The organism is Rarobacter faecitabidus (assembly GCF_006716265.1).
Lineage (GTDB): Bacteria > Actinomycetota > Actinomycetes > Actinomycetales > Cellulomonadaceae > Rarobacter > Rarobacter faecitabidus.
The window spans coordinates 157,367-181,130 of the sequence record NZ_VFOS01000002.1 but is presented as its reverse complement, the minus strand read 5'-3'; the positions used below and the strand labels follow the sequence as shown (position 1 = coordinate 181,130).

The following is a 23,764-nucleotide window of genomic DNA, read 5'->3' as shown; positions in this document are numbered from 1 at the left end:
TGTGCCGTACTGCGGCGCGGCGATGCGCATGTTATGGGTGTTGCTGATGTGGTGAGAATGTCCACAATCTGGCGCAACTTCGCGGGAATGGCAGCGATCTTCGGCTAGATACCGTATCGTTGTGGACGCAATGCGGCTGCGCCGCACTTCATGACCTGCCGGGCACACCGCCCGTCACCCGTGAGAAGGGAAAACTATGTCGCTCAACCGTTCGGACGTCATCTCCGCCATTGCTGGCAAGTCGGGCCTGACCAAGGCCCAGGCAGACGAGGCTCTCTCGGCCCTCCAGGAGGTCCTGCTAGAGTCGGTCGCCAGTGGCGAGGGCGTCAAGCTCACCGGCCTGCTCGCCGTTGAGCGCGTCGAGCGTGCCGCTCGTACCGGCCGCAACCCGCGCACCGGCGAGGAGATCGCCATCCCCGCTGGCTTCGGCGTCAAGCTGACCGCCGGCAGCCTGCTGAAGAAGGCCGCCTCCGCGTGATCTTCTCCTAGAGCTTAGGCAAACCGCCTCGCGGTGACCCTGGGGCCCGGAACCGGTTGTGAGACTGGTTCCGGGCCTTTTTGTGTCCGGGTATAGCGTTCTTCGCCGCGAGGGCAGGCCAGGAGAGCGTTACACCATGCCCGTTCGCTGGAGGCGCTGCATGGCCAGCCAGCCGAACGGGATGCGCCCCCAGTAGGTCACCACGCGGAAGAGGACCACGGCGGACGTCGCTATAGATGCGGGAACGCCCGCGGTCGTGGTCAGGCCCGTGACCAGGGCGAACTCGATAGCGCCTACGCCACCGGGCGTGGGGACGGCCGCACCGACGGTATTGCCGACCAGGTAGACCACCGCCGCGTCGACGAGCGAGACATGCTGGCCGAACGCCTGCAGCACCGCATCGAAGGTCAGCACGTAGCCGATAGTCATGGCCCCGTTTCCCGCGAGGCCGAGCAGGATGCGCTGCGGCTGCGAGATCACCTCGCTCAGGCGCGGCCAGATCTGCTTGAGAGTGGGCACTGTCTTCGCCGCGACCCACTTACGCACCTTGGGCACGAGTAGCAGGATCACTACGACGATAATCACGCCCACGACCGTGGCGACCACGGACGCCGACGGGAGCGCTCGCAGCGCTGACCGATCGCCGCTGATGAGGACGATCACCAGCAGGATCGCGACGGTCACGACAACCTGCGTCACCTGCACCAGCGACACCGTCGCCATCGCGAGCGATGTCGTCACCTTGCGCGTCGTGAGCAGCCGCATATTGAGCACGGCCGGCCCGATCCCGGCTGGCGCCGCGAGCGTTACGAACGATGCGGCGACCTGCGTCTGGAAGACGCGCCAGAACTTAATCCTGACCGGCGAGAACGCGGCCAGCGATACCGATGAGCCGATCCACGGCAGTATGCCGAACGCTATCGCGGCGGCCAGCCACCACGGGTTGGCCTGCACGAACGCGTCCTTGATCTCGTCGAGGCCGACCGAGGTCATCACGACGAAGAGCGCCACGACCGTCAGCGCCGACATGATGATTCGACGAGCCGAGAAGCGAGTGAGTTGCAGGGGCTCGATGTCGGCATCCGGCAACTGCGCGGTGACCTCCTCCCGCAACGCGCTGAGGACCTTCTTGTCGGCCCTGACCTGCGCGCGCGTGCTCGCCGGTAGCGTCGGGGCCTGGATGAGTGGGCCGATGCTCGCGACGTCGACGCCGGCGAGGACAGCCGAACGCACTGCCCGTTCCGGCCCGACGCGGAGGGCGATCAGCGCGAGGATCTGCGCGAGGTCCAGGCTGCACGAGAGTTCGCTGGCGGCCACGACCCCCGCCTCCCACCCCGTGAGCCAGACGGTCGGCCTGTCCTCGGTGTCGGTGCGCACGAGGATCGTGTCGTCCGTCAGCTGGCGGTGCGAGAGTCCGTGGCGGTGAGCGCGGCGGATCTGGCGCCAGAGTTCGGCCAGGACCCGATCGGACACGTCCTCCTGCTCGAGATCGCGCCAGGGAACCGCTCCGCTGGCATGTTCCTGGATGAGCAGCATGGAATCCCCGGCCGACGCGACGCCGCGCAGGCGCGGAACTCGTACGCCCGCCGACTCTGCCGCATAGGACGTCAGCGCGGCGCGTTCGGCGACGGCGCGTAGCGAACGCGCGGATCGCCCCTCTAGGCCGCGCATGCGAATCGACTGCCACAGGCTCTCGACCAGGCCTATCACCTGCTGGTCGCCGTCCAGCACCACGACATCGAGGCGCGGACCGTCCTGCGTCGACATCGCATACACGCGCTGCCGTGATTGCCGGGCGATCGCGCGGGATGCCGGGTCGGTCGCCGACCTGGCGATGGCCACCGTCGTCGTGGGCGGTTCGCTGTGCAGATGGAGGTCGGGGGTGACGGTGGACTCGTCCTCGGGATCCCGGACCCGGGCGATGGCTGTGGGCTCGAACCCGGCCCGGCGAACGGCGTCGACGAGCGCAGTGCCGTACGCGCGCTGCGATTTCATTCCCGCCGCGTAACGGATGGCGAGGCCCGCGATACGGCCCAGCAGGAGCGCCAGGCCCACCCCCGGGATCGTCACCTGGCCGCCGATCAGGACGAGCGCGAGGGCGACCCACAGCAGGTTCCACGTCCAGCGGACGGTTCGCCGTCTCATCCGTGGTCCGGCCATCGTCAGCATCGCGCACAGCGAGGCGACGTAGACGGGAATGGCGACGATTCGCGCACCGTTCTGGAAGACCGAGAGGCCGATGAGCATCTGCGTGGAGGCGAATTCCGTGACCGCCCAGATCGCCGCGATGCCAGCGGCCGCACCAACGAGCGTCGCCATCAGGGACAGCGCCGCCTGCCGGATCGCGCGGCCGAACAGCAGTTCTCCCAGCACCGCGATTGGCCCACCGATGATCACGGTCAGTTCCAACAGGCGCACCGGGATCGAGAGCATCCGCATGATGGGGGTGGATGCGTCGCGGACGTCCTCCGCGATGCCCTGTGTCGTGCCGTGGGCGTAGACGGCCAGCACGAACATCAGGGCGATTCCAGCAGCGCACAGCACGATTCCCAGGACATCCCGGGGATGGCGCAACTGCGTGGGGGTGTCGTCTTCGAGAATGCGAACGCTACGTGCGTCATCGGCGTCCACAGTCATAGGGGGATTCTAGGCGAGTGGCGCCTCGTTCGTCCTACGAAATCCCGAGAGCGGCGAGCCACGAGTCGGGAAGGAACTGGTATCCCGCGAATGCCACGACGTCCAAGATGGTGTGCGCCACCACCAGCGGCATGATCCGTCCGCCCTTGCGCCACAGGAAGTACCCCGTGAAGATCAGCCCCATCGCAACGTTTCCGATGAACGGCCCGATGCCCTGATACAGGTGGTAGGTGCCGCGCAGCAGGGACGAGGCGAGCAGGATCGCGGGCGTGGACCAGCGCAGATCGCGCAGCCGCGTTGTGAGGTACCCGACAACGATGACCTCCTCGAGCAGCGCATTCATCACCGCTCGCAGGATTAGGATGGGCATCGTCCACCACAGTGCGTTCAGCGTGGCCGCCTGAATCTCCACGGTGATTCCCAGGGCTCGTCCAAGAACATACAGGCCAATGCCCGGCACCCCGATCAGCGCGGCGAGCCCTACCCCATGCCAGGCGTCGCGCCACGGCCGGGTCAGGTCGAAGCCGATCGCCCGCGGTGCCCGCCCGGCCACGCCCAGCAGATAGAGAGCGAGCAACATCGGCACGAGCGCGAAGCCGATTGCGAGCAGCTGGTAGGTGAGATCGAGCCATGGGCGATCGGACATGGACGAGTTAATCGTCGTCGATTGGTCACCCAACGCCGTCGGTGCCGTAAGCCGGGCGACGAGGCTCACAATCGAGTAAACGGCCGACTGGCCGAGGCTCAGTGCGAGGACGATGACGATCTCACGCCTGGTCCACCGTTCGCTTGCGGACATGCGTCCCTCCGCTCGTGTTTGGATCGAACTCGATCTTTCACCGTAGCGCCGCGGCGGCTATTCTTTGGGTAGCCCTGGCTCAAGGGAAGAACTGAAGGAGCAATGCAGCTATGACTTTCCCGTCGAACGACCTCGAGGAGATGCTCAGGGACGCCAACGAAGACCGGCTGGACATCGGAACCTTCCTTCGCGCGCTCGTGCGATCCACCGCCTGGGTGCCCGTATCGCAGGGTGACAACGGGGAGGGACCGCAGATCCGGACGGTTCGAGTGGAGTCCAAGCCGTATGTGCGGGTTTTCACGTCCGAGGAGCAGGCGCGCGCGGTTCTCCCGGAGAAGAACTACATCAACCCCGTGCTGGGAACCGTCCTACGTAACCTGCCGTCCGACTGGGGGCTCGTGATCAACCCCAATGCGGAACTGGGATTCTCCGTCGGCTCGCAGACGTTGCGCCAGATCCTCACCGAAGAGGGCCTGTAGGCCAGCGCCTGTTGTCCCGCGTGACCTGACGAGGGGCCGGACCCGGCATCTGCCCGGGTCCGGCCCCTCGTCGCTTGCCCCCCGCCTGAGCGGGCTGCGCCGATTGCCTACGCGCCGGCTTCCTACCTACGCGCCGGCCGACTGTCTGAGCGTCGCGCCGAGTGCGGCGTCCACGTTGGTCCAGTACTGGAAGAACCGCTCACGGATCGCCGGGACGGTGATCGATTGAGCCTGGCCGGTCAGGGTTTGCACGAACCGGGTCTTCTCCCCGTCCGAGAAGACGTCACGGTAGAGCGTTCCGGCCTGGCCGAAGTCGTCATCCTCGGCGTGCAGGGTCGCGGCGGTGCGCACGAGTTCGCCGTCGCTCTCCCAGCCCCCGTCGCCCGCTGCGACGGGGTCCGCGACCGGACCGCCGAACGAGTTCGGTGCGTAGACCGGTGCGGTCGCCGGCTTGAAGCCGTGGCGCCCGGCGCCGTCCTGGGAGTAGTTGTGCACGGGTGCGGCGTGCGGCGCGTTGACCGGCACCTCGGCGTGGTTGGTGCCGATTCGGTAGCGCTGCGCGTCGGGGTAACTGAAGACACGGGCCATGAGCATCTTGTCGGGGCTGATGTCCACGCCCGGGACCGTGTTCGCGGGCGAGAAGGCGGCCTGCTCGATCTGTGCGAAGAAGTTCTCGGGGTTGCGGTTCAGCGTGAGGGTGCCGACCGGGATCCGCGGGTAGTCCCCGTGCGGCCACACCTTGGTCAGGTCGAACGGGTTGAAGCGGTAGGTCTTGGCGTCGGCGTAGGGCATGACCTGAACGCTCAGGTCCCAGGATGGGAAGTCGCCCTGCGCGATCGCGTCGTACAGGTCGCGGCGGTAGTGATCGGCATCCGCCCCCGCGATGCGCTCTGCCTCGTCCGCGGCCAGCGGCTCGACGCCCTGGCGCGAGGCGAAGTGGTACTTGACCCAGAAGCGCTCGCCGTCGGCGTTGATCCACTGGTACGTGTGCGAGCCGTAGCCCTGCATGTGGCGCCACGACGTGGGCAGTCCGCGGTCGCCCATGAGGTAGGTGACCTGGTGGGCGGATTCCGGCGACAGCGTCCAGAAGTCCCACTGCATGTCGGCGTCTCGCAGTCCTGAGCCTGGCAGGCGCTTCTGCGAGTGGATGAAGTCGGGGAACTTCATGGCGTCGCGGATGAAAAAGACAGGTGTATTGTTGCCGACGATGTCGAGGTTGCCCTCGGTCGTGTAGAACTTGAGCGCGAAGCCGCGCACGTCGCGCCAGGTGTCGGGTGAGCCCTGCTCGCCGGCGACGGACGAGAACCGCAGGAGCGACTCCGTGACGGCCCCGGGCTGGAATACAGCCGCGCGCGTGTATGCGGATACGTCGCCGGTGACCCGGAACTCGCCGAACGCTCCGCCGCCCTTGGCGTGCACGACGCGCTCGGGGGTCCGTTCGCGATTGAACTGCGCGAGTTTCTCGACCAGGTACCGGTCATGCAGCGCGGTGGCGCCGTCCGGGCCGGCGGTCAGCGAGTGGTCGTCGCTCGCGACGGGCGCTCCGAACTGGGACGTGGTGGGGGGTGTGGACATGCTGCTTCCTTCCAGATTCGGGCATGACGACGCAACCCATCCGCAACGCAGACGGGTGGGGGAGGCGATGTCAGGCCGGAGCCGCCTGGCACGCGGGGCATAGGCCCCAGAACGTGACCTCGGCGACGTTCACGATGTATCCGCTTGTATTCGAGGGGGTGAGGCACGGCGATTCGCCGACGACGCAATCCACGTCGGTCACAGCACCACAGCGGGTGCAGACCAGGTGGTGATGGTTGTCGCCGACGCGCCGCTCATAGAGGGCTGCAGATCCGGCCGGTTCGATGCGGCGGACCAGGCCCGCTCCGGTCAGATCAGCGAGAACGTTGTGCACCGACTGAATCGACGTGGTCGGCAACGTCCGGGAGACCTCTCGAAAGACCAGGTCGGCGTTCGCGTGGGGCAGGCTCGCCAAGGCGTCCAGCACTGCGATGCGACCGGCCGTGACCCGCAGCCCGGCGTTGCGCACCGCGGTCTCGAGATCGGTATCCATGGCACTCACCTTACCCGGTTATTTTGAATGATTCAAAAAAGACTCGACAGGCGGATGGTGTCCCGCCGGGCGCGGGGCCCATCTACGTCCGGGAAGCGCCGGGCGCGGGGCCCATCTACGTCCGGGAAGCGCCGGGCGTGGGGCCCATCTACGTCCGGGAAGCGCCGGTTAGGGTTGCTCAGCGCGCCATATATCGGGTGCTGAGCCACCCTAACCGGTGTTCTTACGCGCGAAGGGAGTTACGCCCCGCAGCCGCATCCGCCGCAACCGCAGCCACCGGCGGGCTCGGCGTCGGCGGAGGTGAGCGATATGAAGTTCGGGCCGCTCGCCTTGACGGGCTCGGCCAGGCTGTAGCCGGCCTCGTCGATGGCGGCGGCGATCTCGTCATCGCTGAGCGCGGCTCCGGACGTCACGGTCACCGTCGACGTCTGGCCTGCGGACAGGTCGACCTTGACCTCGGACACGCCATCGAGAGCGCTGAGTTCGGTCGTCACCGCGTTCACGCAGTGGCCGCAGGTCATTCCGTTGACCTTGAGCGTGGTGGTGGTCATGTTCACTCCTAGGGGTTCGATCGGCCGCCGTGCGGCCGATGCATCAGTCGAGGTAAGTCTTGACGAGCGACTCGGCGAGTCCCACGTACGTGCCGGGAGTCAGTGCGGCGATCCTGGCCTCGACATCGGCCGGCAGGCCGAGCGTGGCGACGAATGCTCGCAGGTCCTCGGCACCGATGCGGTGGCCGCGCGTCAATTCCTTCAACCGTTCGTAAGGGTTCTCCATTCCCGGGGTGCCAGCGATGCCGGCGGCGCGCATGGCGGACTGGATGGCCTCACCGAGCACCTCCCAGTTGCGGTCGAGGATGCCGGCGGTCACGTCCGTGTCCACGGCGAGCCGGCTCAGGCCTTTGGCGACGTTGTCGATCGCCAGCAGGGAGTGCCCGAACGCGGGGCCGATGTTGCGCTGCGTTGTCGAGTCGGTCAGGTCGCGCTGCAGGCGCGAGGTCACGAGGGTCGAGGCGAGCGTGTCGAGCAGCGCCGAGGAGATCTCGAGGTTGGCCTCGGCGTTCTCGAAGCGGATCGGGTTCACCTTGTGCGGCATCGTGGACGATCCCGTCGCGCCCGGAACCGGGATCTGCTTGAACACCCCGAGTGAGATGTACGTCCACACGTCCGTGGCGAGGTTGTGCAGCACGCGGTTGAACCGGGCGATGTCGGAGTACAGTTCCGCCTGCCAATCGTGGGACTCGATCTGCGTGGTGAGCGGGTTCCACGTCAGGCCCAGGTGCTCCACGAAGGCGCGCGACACGGCAGGCCAGTTCGCCCCGGGGACCGCGGCCGTGTGCGCGCCGAACGTGCCGGTCGCGCCGTTGAGCTTGCCCAGGTACTCGGCAGCGTCGATGCGCCGTAGTTGGCGGCGTAGGCGGTGCGCGAGCACGCCGAGTTCCTTGCCGAGCGTGGTGGGCGTCGCCGGCTGGCCGTGCGTGAGCGCCAGCAGGGGGACGGCGGCGTGCTCGTGAGCCATCGCGGCGAGCTGATCAGCCAGCGCGTTCGCGGCGGGCAGCCACGCGCCGGTGACGGCGCCGCGCACCATGAGCGCGTATGACAGGTTGTTGATGTCCTCGGAGGTGCAGGCGAAGTGCACGAGTTCGGCGGCCCCGGGCAGCGACGTGCCCTCGCCGAGGTGCTCGGGGGCGGCGGCCAGTCGCCGCTTGATGAAGTACTCGACGGCCTTGACGTCGTGCACGGTCTCTCGCTCGATCTCAGCCAGTTCCGCTATCTCACTGGCGCCGAAGGTGGCGGGGATCGCGCGCAGGTAGGCGATCTCGTCCTCGGTGAGGGTGGGAGCACCGGGTACGACGGGCTCGCCGCCGGTGATGGCCCCGGTCAGCGCGATGAGCCACTCGACCTCGACGTGGATCCGCTCACGGTTGAGAGCGGCCTCGGAAAGGTAGTCGACGAGGGGTGCGATGGTCGAACGGTAACGGCCGTCCAGGGGGCCGAGTGCGATGGCAGGTTCGGCGCTCGCAAGCGAGACGCGTTCAGGAGTCGATGCGGCTGAAGAATCGGGCATGACTGTATTCTCCCATGCGGCCATAAGGGCGATCGCGCCGCTGGGCCGAATGTCGGGGCCGCCGATACTATTGCCTGCAGGCTACTGAACGAGGCGGCGAATGACTCCCGGTGCAACACGAGGCAAGCGATGGCTGCGAACCATGATTCCGGCCCTGATCGTCGTGGCGTGGTTGACCGCGGCCGGCATCGGCGGACCGCTTTTCGGCAAAGTGTCGGAGGTCTCGTCCAACGATTCCACCGCCTACCTGCCCTCCTCAGCGGAATCCACCCAGGTCAGCCGGCATCTGACCGACTTCGCCGGGGATGGCGGCGTGCCCGCCGTCGTGGTGATCGCGGCCAGCGAGCCCCTCGCCGGCGCGGGACTGGCCGCGGCCGACAGCGCGCTCGCGGCAGCCGCCGAGGTGCCCGGCGTGCTGGCGGACTCCCCGGCGATCCCGTCCGAGGACGGGCGGGCAGTGCAGGCCTTCCTGTCCGTCGACTCCGATACGGAAGTCGCGACCGTGGTCGAGGCGATTCGTGCCGCACTGGAGCAGGATCTGCCCGCGGGGCTCGACGCGTACGTGACCGGACCGGCGGGCTTCGCCGCCGACCTCGGTGGGGCATTCGCGGGGATCGACGGCCTGCTCCTGCTCGTGGCGCTCGTGGCGGTGCTGGCGATCCTGCTTCTGGTCTACCGGTCGCTGCTGCTCCCCTTCGTAGTCCTGATCACCTCGGTCTTCGCGCTGTGCGCCGCGCTCGCGACCGTCTTCTACCTCGCCAAGGCGGACGTGATCCTGCTGAGCGGTCAGACGCAGGGCATCCTGTTCATCCTCGTGATCGGAGCCGCGACCGACTACTCGCTGCTCTATGTGGCGCGCTACCGCGAGGAGCTGCGCGAGGTGCGCGCGCCCCTGGCGGCAACCAGGCGCGCCTGGCGCGGCGTGGTGGAGCCGATCGCCGCATCCGGCGGGACGGTGATCGCGGGACTCCTGTGCCTGCTGCTGTCCGACCTGAAGTCGAACAGCACGCTCGGGCCGGTCGCCGCCATCGGCATCGTCGCGGCAATGATCTCCGCGCTCACCCTGCTGCCCTCGCTGACGTTGCTGCTCGGCCGGTTCGCGTTCTGGCCGCGCGTACCCCGGTTCGCCCCGACCGCGATTGGAGAGGGCGACGAGCACCTGCGCCGCGGCCTGTGGGTCAAGGTCGGACGACTGGTTGCGCGCCGCCCGCGCTTGACGTGGGCTGGCGTCACGGTGGTGCTCCTGCTCGGGGCGGTCGCCGCGACCGGCTTCCGCGCGAGCGGAGTCCCGCAGTCCGAGCTCGTGCTGACAGCATCGAGCGCGCGCGATGGGCAGGCCGCCTTGGGTGAGCACTTCGCGCCCGGGTCGGGATCCCCTGCGCTCGTGTTGGTTCCTGAGGACGAGTTTCCCGCCGTCGCCGCGGTACTGGCCGAATCGGCGGATGTCGCATCCGTGACTGCTGCGTCGTCAGATTCGCCCAGCGGGCAGGTTGCCCTCGACGCCGACGGCGCAGACGACCAACAAGGCGACGGTGCAGCAGCGACCGTCGTCGATGGGCGCATGCTGTTGCAGGCGACGCTTCGCCATGCGGCCGATTCCGCCGCGGCCGAACAGGCGGTACGCGATCTGCGCAGCGAGTTCCATCGCGTCGCGCCGGGGACACTCGTGGGCGGAGTGACCGCGGCGGCCCTCGACACGAACGATGCCGCGATCCGCGATCGGACCCTCATCATCCCCATCGTGCTGGTCGTGATCCTGCTGATCCTGATGCTCCTGCTGCGGGCGGTCCTGGCGCCGGTGCTGCTGATCATCACGACCGCGCTGTCGTTCGGGACGGCGATGGGCGTGTCCGCTCTGATGTTCAACCATGTCTTCGGCATGCCGGGCGCGGATCCCGCAGTGCCGCTCTTCGGATTCGTGTTCCTGGTCGCGCTCGGCATCGACTACAACATCTTCCTCATGACCCGCGTTCGCGAGGAATCGATCAGGCACGGCACGCGAGACGGCGTACTGCGCGGCCTCGCGGTCACCGGCGGCGTCATCACGTCGGCCGGGATCGTCCTGGCCGCCACCTTCGCCGCGCTCGCGGTCATCCCGATCCTGTTCCTGGCGCAACTCGCCTTCATCGTCGCGTTCGGGGTGCTTCTCGACACTTTCGTGGTGCGGACGTTACTTGTGCCGGCGCTGGCGTTGGACATCGGCTCGCGCATCTGGTGGCCGTCTCGGCTCATGCGCGAGCGGACCGCTGAAGGAGGGTCGGCATGAGGATGTGGAGCCTCGCCCCGGAGCTACTCGATCGGCAGGCGCTGGTGGCCTGCTGGCGCGAGGCGCTGCTGGCGCAGGCGGTATTGCTGGGCCGCACCCGGGGGTACACCAATCATCCGCAACTGATCCGCTTCAAGCTGCAAGCCGATCCGGCTGCGGCCGTGGGTGCGTACCTTCGCGGAATCCGGCTTGAGGCGGACCGGCGAGGCTACTCGTTCGACGATTCCCGCATAGAACGCGTCGCGCCGGACGTGAACATCGACGTCACGACCGATCAGTTGGCCTTCGAATGGACGCATCTCCAGGCGAAGCTGGCGGTTCGCAGCATCGACTGGCTGCCGGTCGCGACGGCGCGGGTGCACGAATCCGTCACGCAGGGACGCCCCCTACCGGTCCATCCGATCTTCACCGCGGTGCCGGGCGGTGTCGAACCCTGGGAACGCGCGGCATAGCCGCTTCACAGCGGACTCCACGGAAACTGTCCGCTTTGGTCGGTAACGTGACCGTTAGATCCTGAACGAGGGATCGGTCGGCCCACCCGCATCGCGCCGGTGAGGAGGGGCGGATCTCGCAGCGACCGGAAGGCCCACCATGCGCACGCCCACAGACCTCGTCCGCACGCGCCGCACGGCGGCCAAGACAACGGCCGTGGCGGCACTCGTCCTCACCGCCCTGAGCGCATGCTCCGACGGCGGCGAAAGTTCCTCGGCGCCCCAGGACCCCGCCAGCACCGCCCCGACGGATGAGGCGAGCACGCCGGACGATTCCCTCAGCGCCGGCGCCGAGGACCCCGCCGCAGACGGCTCGGCGGCATCCTCGGCGTCGGGAACCTACTCGGCGACCGGCGGCTATCGCAGCCCGGGTGGCCAGCAGGAGGTTGCGGTTTCCGTGACGCTCGATAACGGCGTGATCACCGCAGTCGAGGTCACGCCGCAAGCCTCGGACGCCACCTCGCAGGCCTTCCAGGAGGACTTCGCGGCCAACGTCGCCGATCAGGTGGTCGGCAAGGCGCTCGCCGACGCGAAGGTGTCGAAGGTTTCCGGCTCGTCCCTGACCTCGCAGGGCTTCAACGCCGCCCTCGACGAGATCGCCGCCGAGGCCGGCGCCTGAGGAACGCCGTGCACTCGCTGGGATTCGAAGCCATCGGCACGCGGTGGGAGCTGTCCACGCCGCGCCCGATCGCGCCCGAGATCCTGGCGCGCATCCACGCCGTCATCGACGAATACGACCGGACATTCTCCCGTTTCCGGCCCGATTCGGCCGTGACCGCGCTCGCGGCGGGCGCGGGCGAGATCGAGGTTCCGCCCTACGCGGGCGAGCTCTTCGAGCTCTATCACCGGCTCGGGGACCTGACGGGCGGGGCCGTCAATCCGCTGATCGGGCGCTCGCTTGAGGCTCTCGGGTACGACGCGCGGTACACGTTGCGGCCGGTCGGCGAACCCGTGGCGGCCCCGGCTTTCGCGGACTTCGTGGAGTTGGATGGACGAGTCCTCCGTAGCGAGCCCGGAGTGTTGATCGACGTGGGTGCCGCGGGCAAGGGCCAACTCGTTGACCTGGTCGCCGGCGTGCTGGCCTCGGCCGATTCCGACGCCGATGACGCCCCCCTTGCGGGCGGCGCGGTCGTCGACGCGGGCGGTGACATGCGGGTCGTCGGGTCGCTGGTACAGCCGCTCCGCGTGGGGCTGGAGGATCCCGCAGATACCGGTCGCGTGATCGGCGTTGTCGAGCTGAATGGCGGGGCTGGCCGTAGCGACGGCGAGTGGCCTGCACTGGCGGGCTCGGCGCCGAACCGGCGCCGCTGGGCAGGCGGCATGCACCATATTCTCGATGCGGCCACCGGGCTTCCCATTGGGGATCGCGCCGCAATGGCGGCAGGATCGTTCGGCGGAACTGTAGCGACGCTGCCCGCCGCCTCCGGCCTGACGCGGCCAAACGTGTCGACGAGATCGAGTGCGCGCCCGGCGAGCGTGGACGCCGGATCGCCACGCGTCGCAGGGTCACCGATGGTGAATGCGCGGCCACCCCTGGCCACCTGGGCGATGGCATCGTCGGCCATGATCGCCGACGGCGCGACGACGGCGCTCTTCTTCGCCGATCCGGCGCTCGTGGCCGCGGAGCTCGGCTGCGCCGCGATGAGTTTCGACGCGGACCGCCGAGCGATCTGGTCCGCCAACTTCACCGTGGAGGACTTGTCATGACTGAACTTGAGGCGGCCGACTCTCGCCCTGTCGCGGCGGCGGGCGCGGCACTCCCGTCTGACCGGCGACTCGCGGACGCGGGGCGACGTTGGCTGAGCGCCGCCGATGACCTCCTGGCTCGCCAGTCCATGCACCGGCTGACCCTGGTGCTCCTGGCCGCACTGGCGGCCATTGCCATCGCCCTGGCCGCCGCGGACGAGTTGCCGTTCGACCCGGTGGCGATGCTCGCAACGCTTGGTGTGCTGATCGTCGTCAGCGTGGCAGTGACTTGGCTGGGCGGCTTCGTCGTGCGACGTCGACCACTACCCGAATCCGCCCTTATCACCGCGCTTTTGCTGTTCTTCCTCTTCTGGCCTTCGACCGATCCCGCTACCCTCGCCTGGTACGCCGCTGGCGCGGCCATCGCTGCGGCCTCGAAGTACTTGGCTGTCTGGCGCGGGGCGCACATCTTCAACCCGGCAGCCGTGGGCGCCGTCGTGCTTGCGGTCACGGGCAAGGCTGCCGTGATCTGGTGGGTGGGATCGTCCATCCTCATCATCCCGGTGATTCTCGCGGCCCTGGCGGTGACGCGGCGCAGCGGGACGCTGCGGTTCGCCGCGTCGATGTGGCTCGCTGCGACCGCCGTGACAACGGTGACCCTGATCGGCGACGGCGTGGCGGTCCAGGAGGCCGCGCGCACGGCGCTGCTGTCCTATCCCTGGCTGTTCTGGGCCGCCTTCATGGTCACCGAGCCGATGACGGCACCCCGGCGCGTGTGGCACCGGTGGGTGGCGGGCACCGCGATGATTGCGGCGATTGCCCTCCCGGTACGCGTGGACCTGGGCGCGGTGCACATCGTCACCTCTCCCGAACTCGTGCTGATCGCCGGAAACGTCATCGCGTTCGCGCTGGGCAGGCCGCGCGCGACCTGGGCCCGCGTGGTGGCGCGATCCGGCGCGGCGGCCGACTCCGGTGCCGGTCGGGGCGTGCTGGGTGTAACGCTGCTGCCAGACCGGGACTTGGCACTCGATCCCGGTCAGTGGGTCGAGGTGCAACTCGCGCGCGGCGGATTCGATCGGCGGGGCGCCAGGCGCATTTTCACGCCGATCAGGGGCAGGATGACCGTGCCCGGCGATCGCGTTCCCCGCTACGGGGACAGCGCGCCTGGCGAGCTCACCGTCCTGACCAGGCTGCCAGCGCGCCCGAGCCGATTCAAGCGCGCGCTGGCCTCGTCCGAGGTCGGCACCCGGGTGCGAATCACGCGGGCGGGCGGATCGTTCACCCTGCCACTCGAGCGCGAGACGCCGTTGCTGCTGGTCGGCGGCGGCATCGGCATCACGCCGCTGCTGGCGTTCCTGGCGGACCTGGGCCCCTCCTGCGGCGGGCGGGACATCGTCGTGCTGTATCAGATCGGCTCGGCGGGCGTGGTGCTCGGCGAGGGTCTGCTCCGCGCGAGCGGAGTGCGGGTCGTGCTCGTCACGGATCCTGGATCTGGTCTCGACGGGGCGATGCTGGCGGAGAGATCCGATCCGACGTGGACGATCGTGGAGTCCCGCCGCATCACGAGCGACCTCCTCGCCGAGCACGTGGGCGATGTCGTCTGGCGCTCCGCCTTCGTGTCGGGCCCGCCCGCGATGGTGCGGTCGACGGCGCACGAACTGCGCCGTGCCGGTGTGGTGAGCGTGCGGCGGGACGAGTTCTTCGGCGCCTGACCCGAATCCCGGTTGATCCGCTCGCCGTAGACCTCGGGCCACCAGCCACCGGCTAAACATACCCCTAGGGGGTATGCTGGGTGCATGGCGCAACCGGCATTGCAGCATCTGACGTTCGACATCGGCGGCATGTCGTGTGCCTCCTGCGCCAACCGCATCGAGAAGAAACTCAACCGCGTGGACGGGGTCGAGGCCGCCGTCAACTACGCCACCGAGAAGGCCACTCTCACCGCCCCCGCCGAGATCGATCCAGCCGAGCTCATCAAGGTCGTCGAGGACACCGGCTACACGGCCACACTGCCGCCGGCTCCGCAGGTCGCGACGGAGAACTCGTCCGAAAATCCCCCCGCCAACGCTGCCGAACAGGCCCAGGACCGGGAACTCGCGGACCTCCGTCACCGCGTGATCGTCTCGGCCGCGCTCGCCATTCCCGTGATCGCGATGTCGATGATCCCCGCGCTGCAGTTCGACAACTGGCAGTGGCTTTCGCTGACGCTCGCCGCGCCGGTCGTCGTGTGGGCGGCGTGGCCTATTCACCGCGCGACCTGGATCAACCTGCGCCACGGCGCGGCGACCATGGACACGCTCATCTCGATGGGAACCCTCGCGGCATTCGTGTGGTCGCTGTACGCGCTGTTCTTCGGCATGGCTGGTGCGCCCGGTATGCGCCACGCCTTCTCGCTGACCGTGCAGCGCTCTGACGGCGCGGCGAACATTTACCTCGAGGTCGCCGCGGGTGTGACCACCTTCATCCTGCTCGGCCGCTACTTCGAGAAGCGCTCCAAGCGTCGGGCCGGGGCCGCGCTACGCGAATTGTTGGACCTCGGCGCCAAGCGGGTTTCGGTGCTGCGCGACGGGATCGAGACCCTCATCCCGACTGCGCAGCTCGCGGTCGGGGACGAGTTCATCGTCCGGCCCGGGGAGAAGATCGCGACCGACGGCATCGTGATCGCGGGAGGGTCGGCGGTGGACTCGTCCATGCTGACCGGCGAACCCGTGCCGGTCGACGTCGGGCCCGGCGACGCCGTTACCGGCGCCACCGTGAACGTATCGGGCAGGCTCGTGGTGCGCGCGGCGCGCGTGGGCGAGCACACGCAACTGGCCCAGATGGCGCGAATGGTCGAGCAGGCGCAATCCGGGAAGGCCGACATCCAGCGGCTCGCGGATCGCATCTCCGGCGTCTTCGTCCCCGTAGTGATGGGCATCGCTATCGTCACGCTCGTCGCGTGGCTCGCCGCCGGGTATCCGGCTGCCTCCGCCTTCACCGCTGCCGTCGCCGTGCTGATCATCGCGTGCCCCTGCGCGCTCGGCCTCGCAACCCCGACGGCGCTCCTGGTCGGCACGGGTCGCGGCGCCGGAATGGGCATCCTGATCAAGGGGCCCGAGGTGCTGGAATCGACCCGGCGTGTGGACACGATCGTGCTCGACAAGACCGGCACGGTGACGACCGGCCGCATGTCGGTGACGGACGAGTTCTCCGCCGCTGACGTGAACCGTACCGAATTGCTGCGAGTCGCCGGCGCGCTCGAGGCGGCGTCCGAGCACCCGATCGCGCAGGCGGTGGTGCATCGCGCCCGGGAGGCGCTGACGGAAGCGCAGGGCGAAGCGCAGGATCCGGGCGCAGACCCGCCGTCGCTCCCGCCCGTGTCCGACTTCCGCAATCTCGAAGGGCTGGGCGTGCGCGGCGTGGTCGAGGGACGCGCGGTGATCGTCGGGCGGCCGTCGCTCCTGGCTCAGGAGGGGATGGCGCTGCCCGGCGACCTTGGGGACAGGGCCCGGACCGCACAGGAGTTCGGATCTACCGTCATCGCAGTCGGCTGGGACGGCCGCGTGCGGGGCGTCATCGTGATTGCGGATGCCGTCAAGGAGACGAGCGGCGCGGCCATCGCCCGGTTGACGGGACTGGGGCTCACGCCGATCCTACTCACGGGCGACAACGACACCGTTGCCCGATCCGTGGCGGCGCAGGTGGGCATCGATGAGGTCATCGCCGACGTCCTGCCCGCCGGCAAGGTCGCCGTCATCGAGCGGCTCCAAGCCGAGGGGCACGTCGTCGCGATGATCGGCGACGGCATCAATGACGCGCCCGCACTGGCCACCGCCGACCTTGGCCTGGCCATGGGCACGGGTACGGACGCGGCTATCCACGCATCCGATCTGACCCTCGTGCGCGGGGACCTGCGCGTGGCCGCCGACGCGATCCGGCTCTCGCGCGCGACGCTTCGCACCATCAAGACGAACCTGTTCTGGGCCTTCGCCTACAACACCGCGGCCATTCCGCTGGCGGCGCTCGGACTGCTCAATCCGATGCTGGCGGGCGCCGCCATGGCTTTCTCCTCGGTGTTCGTCGTAGGAAATTCACTGCGGCTGCGCCGCTTCGAGTAGGGGTTGCTAGATATGAACGAGCATGAGGACGCCCAGCACGAGCACATGACACACGAATCCATGGGGCACATGCATCACGGCGATGGGCAGCATGGCGCCGATCACGATGTGATCGGCCGAGACGGCGCCGCCAACGACCGTGCGGACCCGGGCGAGGCGGGGCACGCCGACAGGGGGCACGGTTCGATGGGGCACGACGCGATGGATCACGCTGCAATGGGTCACGGTTCGATGGGCAACGGGCACATGGCGCATCACGCCGGGATGTTCAGGCGCTTGTTCATCCTGATGAGCATCGTCGCCGTGCCGGTGGTCGTCCTGTCCCCCATGTTCGCCGAACTCCTCGGCTACGACCTGCCGGATTCCGGGCCGTTCCTCTGGGTCTCACCGGTCCTCGGCACCGTCATGTACCTGTGGGGAGGCAGGCCATTCCTCACGGGAGCCGTCACCGAGATCCGGTCGCGCAAGCCCGGGATGATGCTGCTGATCGCAACCGCCATCACGGTCGCGTTCGGCTCGTCCTTGGGGGCCTCGCTCCACCTGCTCGACCACGGCCTCGACTTCTGGTGGGAGCTGGCGCTCCTCATCGTCATCATGCTTGCCGGTCACTGGCTCGAGATGCGGTCGCTCGCGCAGACGTCGGGCGCCCTCGATGCGCTTGAGGCACTGCTGCCGGATCGAGCCGAACGAGTGACGGAGTCGGGCAGCGAATACGTCCCGCCCGGCGAACTCGAAGTCGGCGACGAGGTCATCGTCAGGCCCGGCGGAAGGATCCCCGCGGACGGCGAGGTCACAGATGGTGCAGCGGCGGTGGACGAGGCAATGGTCACCGGCGAGTCCGTGCCGGTGCGCCGGGAGCGCGGCTCGCGCGTCGTTGCCGGGACGATCGCCACGGACTCCGGGCTTCGCATTAAGGTGACGGCGACCGGCGACGACACGGCGCTGGCCGGAATCGGCCGATTGGTGGCGCAGGCGCAGGAGTCATCGTCCCGCGCTCAACGACTGGCCGACCGGGCTGCGGGCTGGCTCTTCTGGTTCGCCCTCGCCGCCGCCGCGATCACGGCGATCATCTGGACGGCGGTCCACCAACCCGACGAGGCCGTTGTGCGCGCCATCACCGTACTGGTCATCGCCTGCCCGCACGCGCTCGGTCTGGCGATTCCGCTCGTCGTTTCCATCGCGACGCAGAAGGCGGCCCGCTCAGGGATTCTCGTCGCAGATCGGCTCGCCCTCGAACGCATGCGCCTGGTCGACGCGGTGGTCTTCGACAAGACCGGCACGCTGACCCGCGGCGAGCCAGAGGTCGTCGGGATATCCGCCGCCCGCGACTGGGACGAGGCGCGACTGCTCACCGTCGCTGCCGCGGCCGAGGCGCCGAGCGAGCACCCGCTCGCTCGCGCGCTCGTGCGCGCCGCCCGCGATCGTGGCCTCGAACTGCCGCCTGCGACCGAGTTCAACTCGTCACCCGCTCACGGGGTGACCGCGATCGTTGCGGGAAGCCGGATCGCCGTCGGCGGGCCCGCGATGCTTGCGGACGCCGGACTCCAGCGGCTCCAAGCGGCGCACCAGTGGGACGAGGGCGGTGCCACGATCCTCAGTGTGATAGCCGGCGGGGAGGTGATAGGGGCCATTGCCCTGGCCGATGCGATTCGCGACGAGTCGATCGCGGCCGTGCGTGAACTGCACGCGCGCGGCCTGGAAGTGATCATGATGACCGGCGATGCCGAGACGGTCGCGAGATCGGTGGCGGAACGCCTCGGCATCGACCGCTGGTACGCGCAGGTCAAGCCGGAGGACAAGGCGAGGCGAGTGGCGAAACTCGTCCACGAGGGCCGCGTCGTCGCGATGGTCGGCGACGGCGTCAACGACGCCCCGGCGCTGGCGGCCGCGAGCGTGGGAATCGCTATCGGGGCGGGTACGGACGTCGCCATCGCCTCTGCTGGCCTGATCCTCGCCAGCGACGACCCGCGCTCGGTGCTATCCCTGATCGACCTGTCTCGGGCCACCTACCGGAAGATGCGCCAGAACCTCGGGTGGGCGGCCGGATACAACCTTGTTTCGGTGCCGCTCGCCGCCGGAGTACTCGCCCCCCTCGGATTCGTGCTGCCGATGTCGGTCGGAGCGATTCTCATGTCCGCCTCGACCATCGTCGTCGCCGTGAATGCGCAACTGCTGAGACGCCAGGAATTCCGTCAGTCGAACTCGAATCCCCAGCCACACCCGTCAGGCGAACACCACCAAGGAACATCTAGCCATGACCACTGAAGCATCCCACCTGGATCCAGGCATGGGCGGATCTGCGGCGTCGGCGCGCGGCGCGGGGGCTTCCGTCGCGCCGATTCCTGCGGACGAGTCGCCCCACCACAGCGAGCCTGCCGATCATCACGGGCACGGCTACATCTCCGACAAGGATCGCTACCTCGCGCGCCTCAAGCGCATCGAGGGGCAGGCGCGCGGCATCCACCGGATGATCGACGAGGAGCAGTACTGCATCGACATCCTCACGCAGATCTCTGCGCTCACCTCCGCGCTGAAATCGGTGGCGGGCGGGCTACTCGACGACCACCTGCGGCACTGCGTGGCCGACGCGGCCCGCGAGGGGGGCGAGGTCGCCGAAGCGAAGTTCGCCGAGGTCAGCGCCGCCATCGGCCGGCTGATGCGCTGACCGGACGAGAAAAGGCCGGCACGGCGCGCCCGTTGCGGACGCGCCGTGCCGGCCGGCGTTCTCGATAACTACTTGATCTTGACCTTCGATGTCACAGTCTTCTTGGCATAGGTGGCGTTCCCGGTATAGCTGGCCTTCAGCTTTCCCTTGCGAGCAAGCTTCTTCGTCTTGATCGTCGCCTGACAGAACTTGCCCGACTTGCGGATCTTGGCTTTGCCGACCTTCTTCCCGCCGAGTGTGATCGTGACTGCCCCGCTGGGCGCGGCACCGGCAATGGCGGCGATACGGACCCGAAGTGTTACCCGGCTACCGCGCTTTGCCGTGCCCTTGGTCCGCTTCACGGTGATCTTCGGAGCGGCCTTGCCGATCGTGACCGTGCCAGCCCTCGGCACCACCGCGGGCAGCAAAGCGGTGCCCGCTACTGGGAAGTAGCGCACCGAAATCGGGTACTTGCCCACCTTCAGTTTCTTATCGAGCGAGATCGTCGCCTGCCCGGCGGTTATCTTCCCGGTACCGAGGACCTTGGCACCCGTCTGCACGGTCACTGTGCCCGCGGACACGGCCGCGCCGTTCGCCCGCGCCTTGACGGTCACCTTGGCGCCTGCGCCAAATCGGGCTGACGGGGCGGCGACGGTCAGCGTCGGGGCGATGGAGGTGATGGGCGGGGTGGCCGCCACGACGACGACGTCAAGGGTCGCGACCGCCGAGACGCGGCCCACGCTGTCCGTGGCTCGCGCACGGAACTGGTAGCCGCCGACCGGGAGGGTGACCGGTCCGCTGTATGCCTGCCAGGTTCCCGTGGTCGCGTATTCAATCGAGGCGACCGGTCGCTCCGCCAGCGCCGGGGTGGCCGTCACCGTGGCCGTGGCCCCCTGCGGGTAGGTTCCGTTGCCGTTCGCGGTTGTGAGCGTGACCTGTACCGTCGGGACCAATGCGACCAAGCCATCGAGCGCTGCCTGGACGGCGGTCCGTGCGTTCGCCACCTCTTCGCTGGTCGCCTGCAGATCGGCGATCACGGTGCTGGCGTTCGATACCGCCGCCGTGAGCGCGGCGTACGATTCCGCCGTGAAGTCGTCGGGGGTAATGGCGGCGGCCTCGTCCAGGGCGCTCGTCAGCGCATCCACGTTGGCCGCCCGCACTGTGACAGGTACCTGGGCCGACTTGGTGGTTCCGCGGTAGGTGTACGAGACTGCGATGTTCGCCGGTCCCGCCGCGGTGGTGCTCGGCAGCGTAAGCGTGGCGAGGTCCGTGACGTCGACGACCCGAACCGTGCCGTTGTCGAGCTTCGCTTGAACCTTCAGCCCCGTCGTGTCGATGGCGTCGCCGACGACGTATGCCGTCTTGACCGGCGGGGTCGCGGTTATCTCGGCCAGGGTGGAGAGCACCGGAGCCGGAGTGTTCCAGCTCGACAGATCGGACGCCGAGAAATCGAAGAGATCGTCCACGTTGTCGATGATCTGGTTGCGCTTGGTGGAATCGGGGAGGCTCGCGTCGCCGCTTCGGCCGGACAACGTCTCCACGATGTGCCCCGCCAACTCGATCTTCGTCGCTGAGCCCCACGCGTTGCGGCGCAGCATGTCTGCCACGGCGAAGAGCACCAGGGGCCGTCGAACGTAGTCGCCAGACGTGATGAGCGTGTATTTGCTGATGTTGCCCAGCGAGTACAAGGTGTTCATCGACTGGAAGGCTCCGGTCTGGGCGTTGCTCCCAGCCTGGGTGCGGACGATGCGAGAGGCGCTGATTCCCCGGCTGATCAGGCCGTTGTATCCGGCGTCGATCTCTGCCTGGTTGCCCGCCACGACGGCGATCGCGTTCGGGTACTGATTCAGCGCCGTGACGGCGACGTTCAGCCGTCCCGCCGTCGCGTTACCCGTCCCGCTGTCGGCTCCGAGGACGACGAACGCGTGTCCGCTGCCGTTCGATGGGAGGGTCGGTATCGACGGAGTGATGTCGAGCGGGCGCAGTGCAGCGTCCCAAGCTCGGTTCAGTTCGCCGAACTCGCGGCCGTATACCGACGAGACGTCGCCGAGATCGGCGATCGCCCGGCGCAGGTCGGCGGTGTTGTTGCGGGGTGCTGCATCATTCCCGGCGAAGCCCTCTCGCTGGAGGTACACGAACTTGGCGATCGCGCGGCGCAGTCCTCCCGTACCGGTGCGGAACGTCGAGAGTTCGCCGCCGTTGCCGTCACTGCCGCCAACGTTTACGCCGGCCACCTTCGCGACGTTTTGCGCAATCAGGTTGCGTTCGTTGCTGTTCGGGTAGCCGGGGGGATTGACGTAGTCGCCGTTCTGGCACGCGGAGGTGATGCACGCCGCACCGGCTTTGATCTCGATCAGGTGGTCGGCATTGTTGCGAGCCTGGGTCAGCCGCGAGGCGTACTGGTAGAGGATCGTTCCGCGCCGCATGTGCCAGCCCGCTGTGATCAGCGAAATGGAGTCCACCCGGTCGGCGCCGACCATGGTCGGACCGTAGAGGATCGCCATCGACATGGTCGAATTGTCCGGCGTATCTGAGGACTGGTTCTCCACGATGATGCGATTCTCGCTTATTCCGCCGCCGACGAGCAGGTCGTGCATCACCTGCCCCTCGGTGTGGCCGTTGCGCGGCTGACCGCCCGTGACCATGATGCGGGCGTTCGGATACTTCGCCGCCGCCGTCTTGGCTACCTCGACTCGATCGAGCAACTGTTGCTGGGGCGTGCCGTCGTTGTTGAGTACGTGGCCGAGCACTACGAAGACGTGCGAGCGCTGGTTGGGAAGCCCGTCAGGGATGCCAGATGCCTGGGTCGGATCGACGTTGCCCTGGATTTGGTAGTTCACGAGCGAGTTGTTCCAGAAATCGGTCGCAGCGGCGAACGCGACGCCCTCGGCCTGGTTGAAGGTTTTGATGTGCGCGAGTTGCTCCTGCACATCGTCCAGCAGACCGATGCGCTGGAACTCGATCGCGCGCGCCTCGGCCTGGGCGATGCTTGCGGGCGGAAGACTTGCAGCGTTGCTGCTCGGCGCGGCGGCTACGACGAGACCGGGGAGCAACGAGGCGGCGGCCGTCATTGCGATCATCGCTTGTCGTGCACGATGGCGTGACGAGATCATGAAAATCCTCTAAGGAACGAGTTCGCTGGGATATGCAGTCGGGCTGCTGCTGTGCAACCTCGACTATGACAGCGTTGTCAGATGGAATTGCTTAACACGATAAGACACTTCGGCGAACATCTCCACGACAATCCGGAATTCATCGATGAATTGACGCATATTTACGTCCGTAGGGACGTTAATATGCCTGGAAGTGCCGCGTTGATCGAGTTGATCATACCGCTCGACGAGCCCACGCAGTAGCAAAGCCCCGGCTAACATCGTTGTTAACTGGGGCTTCATCACCGAGGCTAGCGCACTAGATCGAGGCACGTCGGGGCTGAAACGCTTCGGCCGGGGAACTTCCTCGAATGTCCTTCATGTCGTCAAGGATTGACGTCGGGATGGATTGCCGTAAACAGCGAGATCGGCGTTCCATCTGGATCCGGAGCCCGTTCCTTGAACTCGTTCACCAGGGCGTAGAGCCGTTCCTCGAGTTCGACGAGATGCTCGTCGCTGAGTCGGAGACCGAGCCAGGAGACGCGCAACTCGTCCGGGTTGAGTCCTTCGATCTGCTGCAGGAATGTCTCAACGAGCAGATGTGACTGCTCGGGGAACGCAGTCCGCCAGGACAGGCCAGTCGCACGGTAGGGAACCTCGCGGGCGCCCTGCGCTCCTGTTCGCTCGCCCTCGGGAGCGAGGAAGCCGGTGCGGACGAGTGTGCGAACGTGGTGCAGCATGGTCCCCGGATTGACGCCGAGCAACTCAGCTAGCTCCTTGTTGGTGCGCGCCTCAAAGCGGCAGAGGCGAATGATCCGCAGCCGAATCGGTGAGCTCAGCGCCCGGGCGCGGGCCTGGATCTCGGCGTCGGTGGAGTCCGCACGCGCAACGATCCGGCCGTGGCGATCGCGCAGCGTCGAATCGGGAGTCTCGGACACACCACCACTTTAGCGCCGGGGC

At 67.9% G+C, this 23,764-nt stretch carries 18 protein-coding genes; 10 read left to right on the top strand and 8 right to left on the bottom strand.

What is annotated here, in order from left to right:
* The first annotated feature begins 196 nt into the window (after positions 1 to 196).
* Positions 197 to 478 (top strand): HU family DNA-binding protein, encoded by a 282-nt coding sequence (locus tag FB461_RS08760; protein WP_142121207.1) that lies wholly within the window; start codon positions 197 to 199, stop codon positions 476 to 478.
* A 129-nt stretch (positions 479 to 607) separates the two neighbouring features.
* Here FB461_RS08760 and FB461_RS08755 read toward each other — a convergent pair whose 3' ends face one another.
* Both FB461_RS08755 and FB461_RS08750 read right to left on the bottom strand, forming a co-directional pair.
* Positions 608 to 3,115, bottom strand: coding sequence for a lysylphosphatidylglycerol synthase transmembrane domain-containing protein (locus FB461_RS08755; RefSeq protein WP_142121205.1), 2,508 nt, complete (start codon positions 3,113 to 3,115; stop codon positions 608 to 610).
* A 34-nt stretch (positions 3,116 to 3,149) separates the two neighbouring features.
* Positions 3,150 to 3,914, bottom strand: coding sequence for a CPBP family intramembrane glutamic endopeptidase (locus FB461_RS08750; protein WP_142121202.1), 765 nt, complete (start codon positions 3,912 to 3,914; stop codon positions 3,150 to 3,152).
* A 110-nt stretch (positions 3,915 to 4,024) separates the two neighbouring features.
* Here FB461_RS08750 and FB461_RS08745 point away from each other — a divergent pair, with 110 nt between their 5' ends.
* Positions 4,025 to 4,393: an SseB family protein gene (locus tag FB461_RS08745; RefSeq protein ID WP_142121199.1), complete on the top strand. Its 369-nt coding sequence runs from the start codon at positions 4,025 to 4,027 to the stop codon at positions 4,391 to 4,393.
* Positions 4,394 to 4,519: 126 nt separating this feature from the next.
* On the opposite strand, the gene FB461_RS08740 is transcribed toward FB461_RS08745, so the two are convergent.
* From FB461_RS08740 to purB, 4 genes are all read right to left on the bottom strand, one after another.
* Complete coding sequence (locus FB461_RS08740) at positions 4,520 to 5,968, bottom strand: catalase (RefSeq protein WP_142121196.1); 1,449 nt, start codon at positions 5,966 to 5,968, stop codon at positions 4,520 to 4,522.
* A 70-nt stretch (positions 5,969 to 6,038) separates the two neighbouring features.
* Positions 6,039 to 6,461 carry a Fur family transcriptional regulator gene (locus FB461_RS08735; RefSeq protein ID WP_142121193.1) on the bottom strand — a complete coding sequence of 141 codons (423 nt, stop codon included), beginning with the start codon at positions 6,459 to 6,461 and terminating at the stop codon, positions 6,039 to 6,041.
* Between the two features lie 239 nt (positions 6,462 to 6,700).
* Entirely contained in the window at positions 6,701 to 7,012 is a 312-nt protein-coding gene (locus FB461_RS08730; RefSeq protein ID WP_142121190.1) for a heavy-metal-associated domain-containing protein, read from the bottom strand.
* Positions 7,013 to 7,055: 43 nt separating this feature from the next.
* Positions 7,056 to 8,528, bottom strand: coding sequence for an adenylosuccinate lyase (gene purB / locus FB461_RS08725; RefSeq protein ID WP_142121187.1), 1,473 nt, complete (start codon positions 8,526 to 8,528; stop codon positions 7,056 to 7,058).
* A gap of 100 nt (positions 8,529 to 8,628) precedes the next feature.
* Here purB and FB461_RS08720 point away from each other — a divergent pair, with 100 nt between their 5' ends.
* The 8 genes from FB461_RS08720 to FB461_RS08685 all read left to right on the top strand — a co-directional run bounded on the left by FB461_RS08720 (position 8,629) and on the right by FB461_RS08685 (position 19,733).
* A complete protein-coding gene (locus FB461_RS08720) occupies positions 8,629 to 10,794 on the top strand; it encodes an MMPL family transporter (RefSeq protein ID WP_142121184.1) in 2,166 nt (721 codons plus the stop codon).
* On the top strand, positions 10,791 to 11,246 hold the full coding sequence (locus FB461_RS08715) for a pyrimidine dimer DNA glycosylase/endonuclease V (RefSeq protein ID WP_142121181.1): 456 nt from the start codon (positions 10,791 to 10,793) through the stop codon (positions 11,244 to 11,246). The genes FB461_RS08720 and FB461_RS08715 overlap by 4 nt, the downstream gene beginning before the upstream one ends.
* Before the next feature lie 139 nt (positions 11,247 to 11,385).
* A complete protein-coding gene (locus tag FB461_RS08710; RefSeq protein ID WP_142121178.1) occupies positions 11,386 to 11,904 on the top strand; it encodes an FMN-binding protein in 519 nt (172 codons plus the stop codon).
* Between the two features lie 8 nt (positions 11,905 to 11,912).
* Positions 11,913 to 12,992: an FAD:protein FMN transferase gene (locus FB461_RS08705; protein ID WP_142121174.1), complete on the top strand. Its 1,080-nt coding sequence runs from the start codon at positions 11,913 to 11,915 to the stop codon at positions 12,990 to 12,992.
* Entirely contained in the window at positions 12,989 to 14,683 is a 1,695-nt protein-coding gene (locus tag FB461_RS08700) for an FAD-dependent oxidoreductase (RefSeq protein WP_142121171.1), read from the top strand. Before FB461_RS08705 ends, FB461_RS08700 begins: the two co-directional genes overlap by 4 nt.
* 84 nt (positions 14,684 to 14,767) lie before the next feature.
* Positions 14,768 to 17,068 carry a heavy metal translocating P-type ATPase gene (locus FB461_RS08695; protein WP_142121169.1) on the top strand — a complete coding sequence of 767 codons (2,301 nt, stop codon included), beginning with the start codon at positions 14,768 to 14,770 and terminating at the stop codon, positions 17,066 to 17,068.
* A 45-nt stretch (positions 17,069 to 17,113) separates the two neighbouring features.
* The gene (locus tag FB461_RS08690) at positions 17,114 to 19,333 is read left to right on the top strand and encodes a heavy metal translocating P-type ATPase (protein ID WP_425466911.1); all 2,220 of its coding nucleotides are present in this window, start codon (positions 17,114 to 17,116) and stop codon (positions 19,331 to 19,333) included.
* Positions 19,323 to 19,733: a metal-sensitive transcriptional regulator gene (locus FB461_RS08685; protein ID WP_170222680.1), complete on the top strand. Its 411-nt coding sequence runs from the start codon at positions 19,323 to 19,325 to the stop codon at positions 19,731 to 19,733. Before FB461_RS08690 ends, FB461_RS08685 begins: the two co-directional genes overlap by 11 nt.
* 68 nt (positions 19,734 to 19,801) lie before the next feature.
* Here FB461_RS08685 and FB461_RS08680 read toward each other — a convergent pair whose 3' ends face one another.
* Positions 19,802 to 22,792, bottom strand: coding sequence for an ElyC/SanA/YdcF family protein (locus FB461_RS08680; protein WP_170222679.1), 2,991 nt, complete (start codon positions 22,790 to 22,792; stop codon positions 19,802 to 19,804).
* Positions 22,793 to 23,190: 398 nt separating this feature from the next.
* Complete coding sequence (locus tag FB461_RS08675; RefSeq protein ID WP_246046159.1) at positions 23,191 to 23,742, bottom strand: helix-turn-helix domain-containing protein; 552 nt, start codon at positions 23,740 to 23,742, stop codon at positions 23,191 to 23,193.
* Positions 23,743 to 23,764 lie beyond the last annotated feature (22 nt).

Excerpts from the sequence above, each read along its gene's own strand:
- FB461_RS08760 (WP_142121207.1), top strand. The coding sequence starts at position 197 with ATGTCGCTCAACCGTTCGGACGTCATCTCCGCCATTGCTGGCAAGTCG.
- FB461_RS08755 (WP_142121205.1), bottom strand. The coding sequence starts at position 3,115 with ATGACTGTGGACGCCGATGACGCACGTAGCGTTCGCATTCTCGAAGAC.
- FB461_RS08750 (WP_142121202.1), bottom strand. The coding sequence starts at position 3,914 with ATGTCCGCAAGCGAACGGTGGACCAGGCGTGAGATCGTCATCGTCCTC.
- FB461_RS08745 (WP_142121199.1), top strand. The coding sequence starts at position 4,025 with ATGACTTTCCCGTCGAACGACCTCGAGGAGATGCTCAGGGACGCCAAC.
- FB461_RS08740 (WP_142121196.1), bottom strand. The coding sequence starts at position 5,968 with ATGTCCACACCCCCCACCACGTCCCAGTTCGGAGCGCCCGTCGCGAGC.
- FB461_RS08735 (WP_142121193.1), bottom strand. The coding sequence starts at position 6,461 with ATGGATACCGATCTCGAGACCGCGGTGCGCAACGCCGGGCTGCGGGTC.
- FB461_RS08730 (WP_142121190.1), bottom strand. The coding sequence starts at position 7,012 with ATGACCACCACCACGCTCAAGGTCAACGGAATGACCTGCGGCCACTGC.
- purB (WP_142121187.1), bottom strand. The coding sequence starts at position 8,528 with ATGCCCGATTCTTCAGCCGCATCGACTCCTGAACGCGTCTCGCTTGCG.
- FB461_RS08720 (WP_142121184.1), top strand. The coding sequence starts at position 8,629 with ATGACTCCCGGTGCAACACGAGGCAAGCGATGGCTGCGAACCATGATT.
- FB461_RS08715 (WP_142121181.1), top strand. The coding sequence starts at position 10,791 with ATGAGGATGTGGAGCCTCGCCCCGGAGCTACTCGATCGGCAGGCGCTG.
- FB461_RS08710 (WP_142121178.1), top strand. The coding sequence starts at position 11,386 with ATGCGCACGCCCACAGACCTCGTCCGCACGCGCCGCACGGCGGCCAAG.
- FB461_RS08700 (WP_142121171.1), top strand. The coding sequence starts at position 12,989 with ATGACTGAACTTGAGGCGGCCGACTCTCGCCCTGTCGCGGCGGCGGGC.
- FB461_RS08695 (WP_142121169.1), top strand. The coding sequence starts at position 14,768 with ATGGCGCAACCGGCATTGCAGCATCTGACGTTCGACATCGGCGGCATG.
- FB461_RS08690 (WP_425466911.1), top strand. The coding sequence starts at position 17,114 with ATGACACACGAATCCATGGGGCACATGCATCACGGCGATGGGCAGCAT.
- FB461_RS08685 (WP_170222680.1), top strand. The coding sequence starts at position 19,323 with ATGACCACTGAAGCATCCCACCTGGATCCAGGCATGGGCGGATCTGCG.
- FB461_RS08680 (WP_170222679.1), bottom strand. The coding sequence starts at position 22,792 with ATGATCGCAATGACGGCCGCCGCCTCGTTGCTCCCCGGTCTCGTCGTA.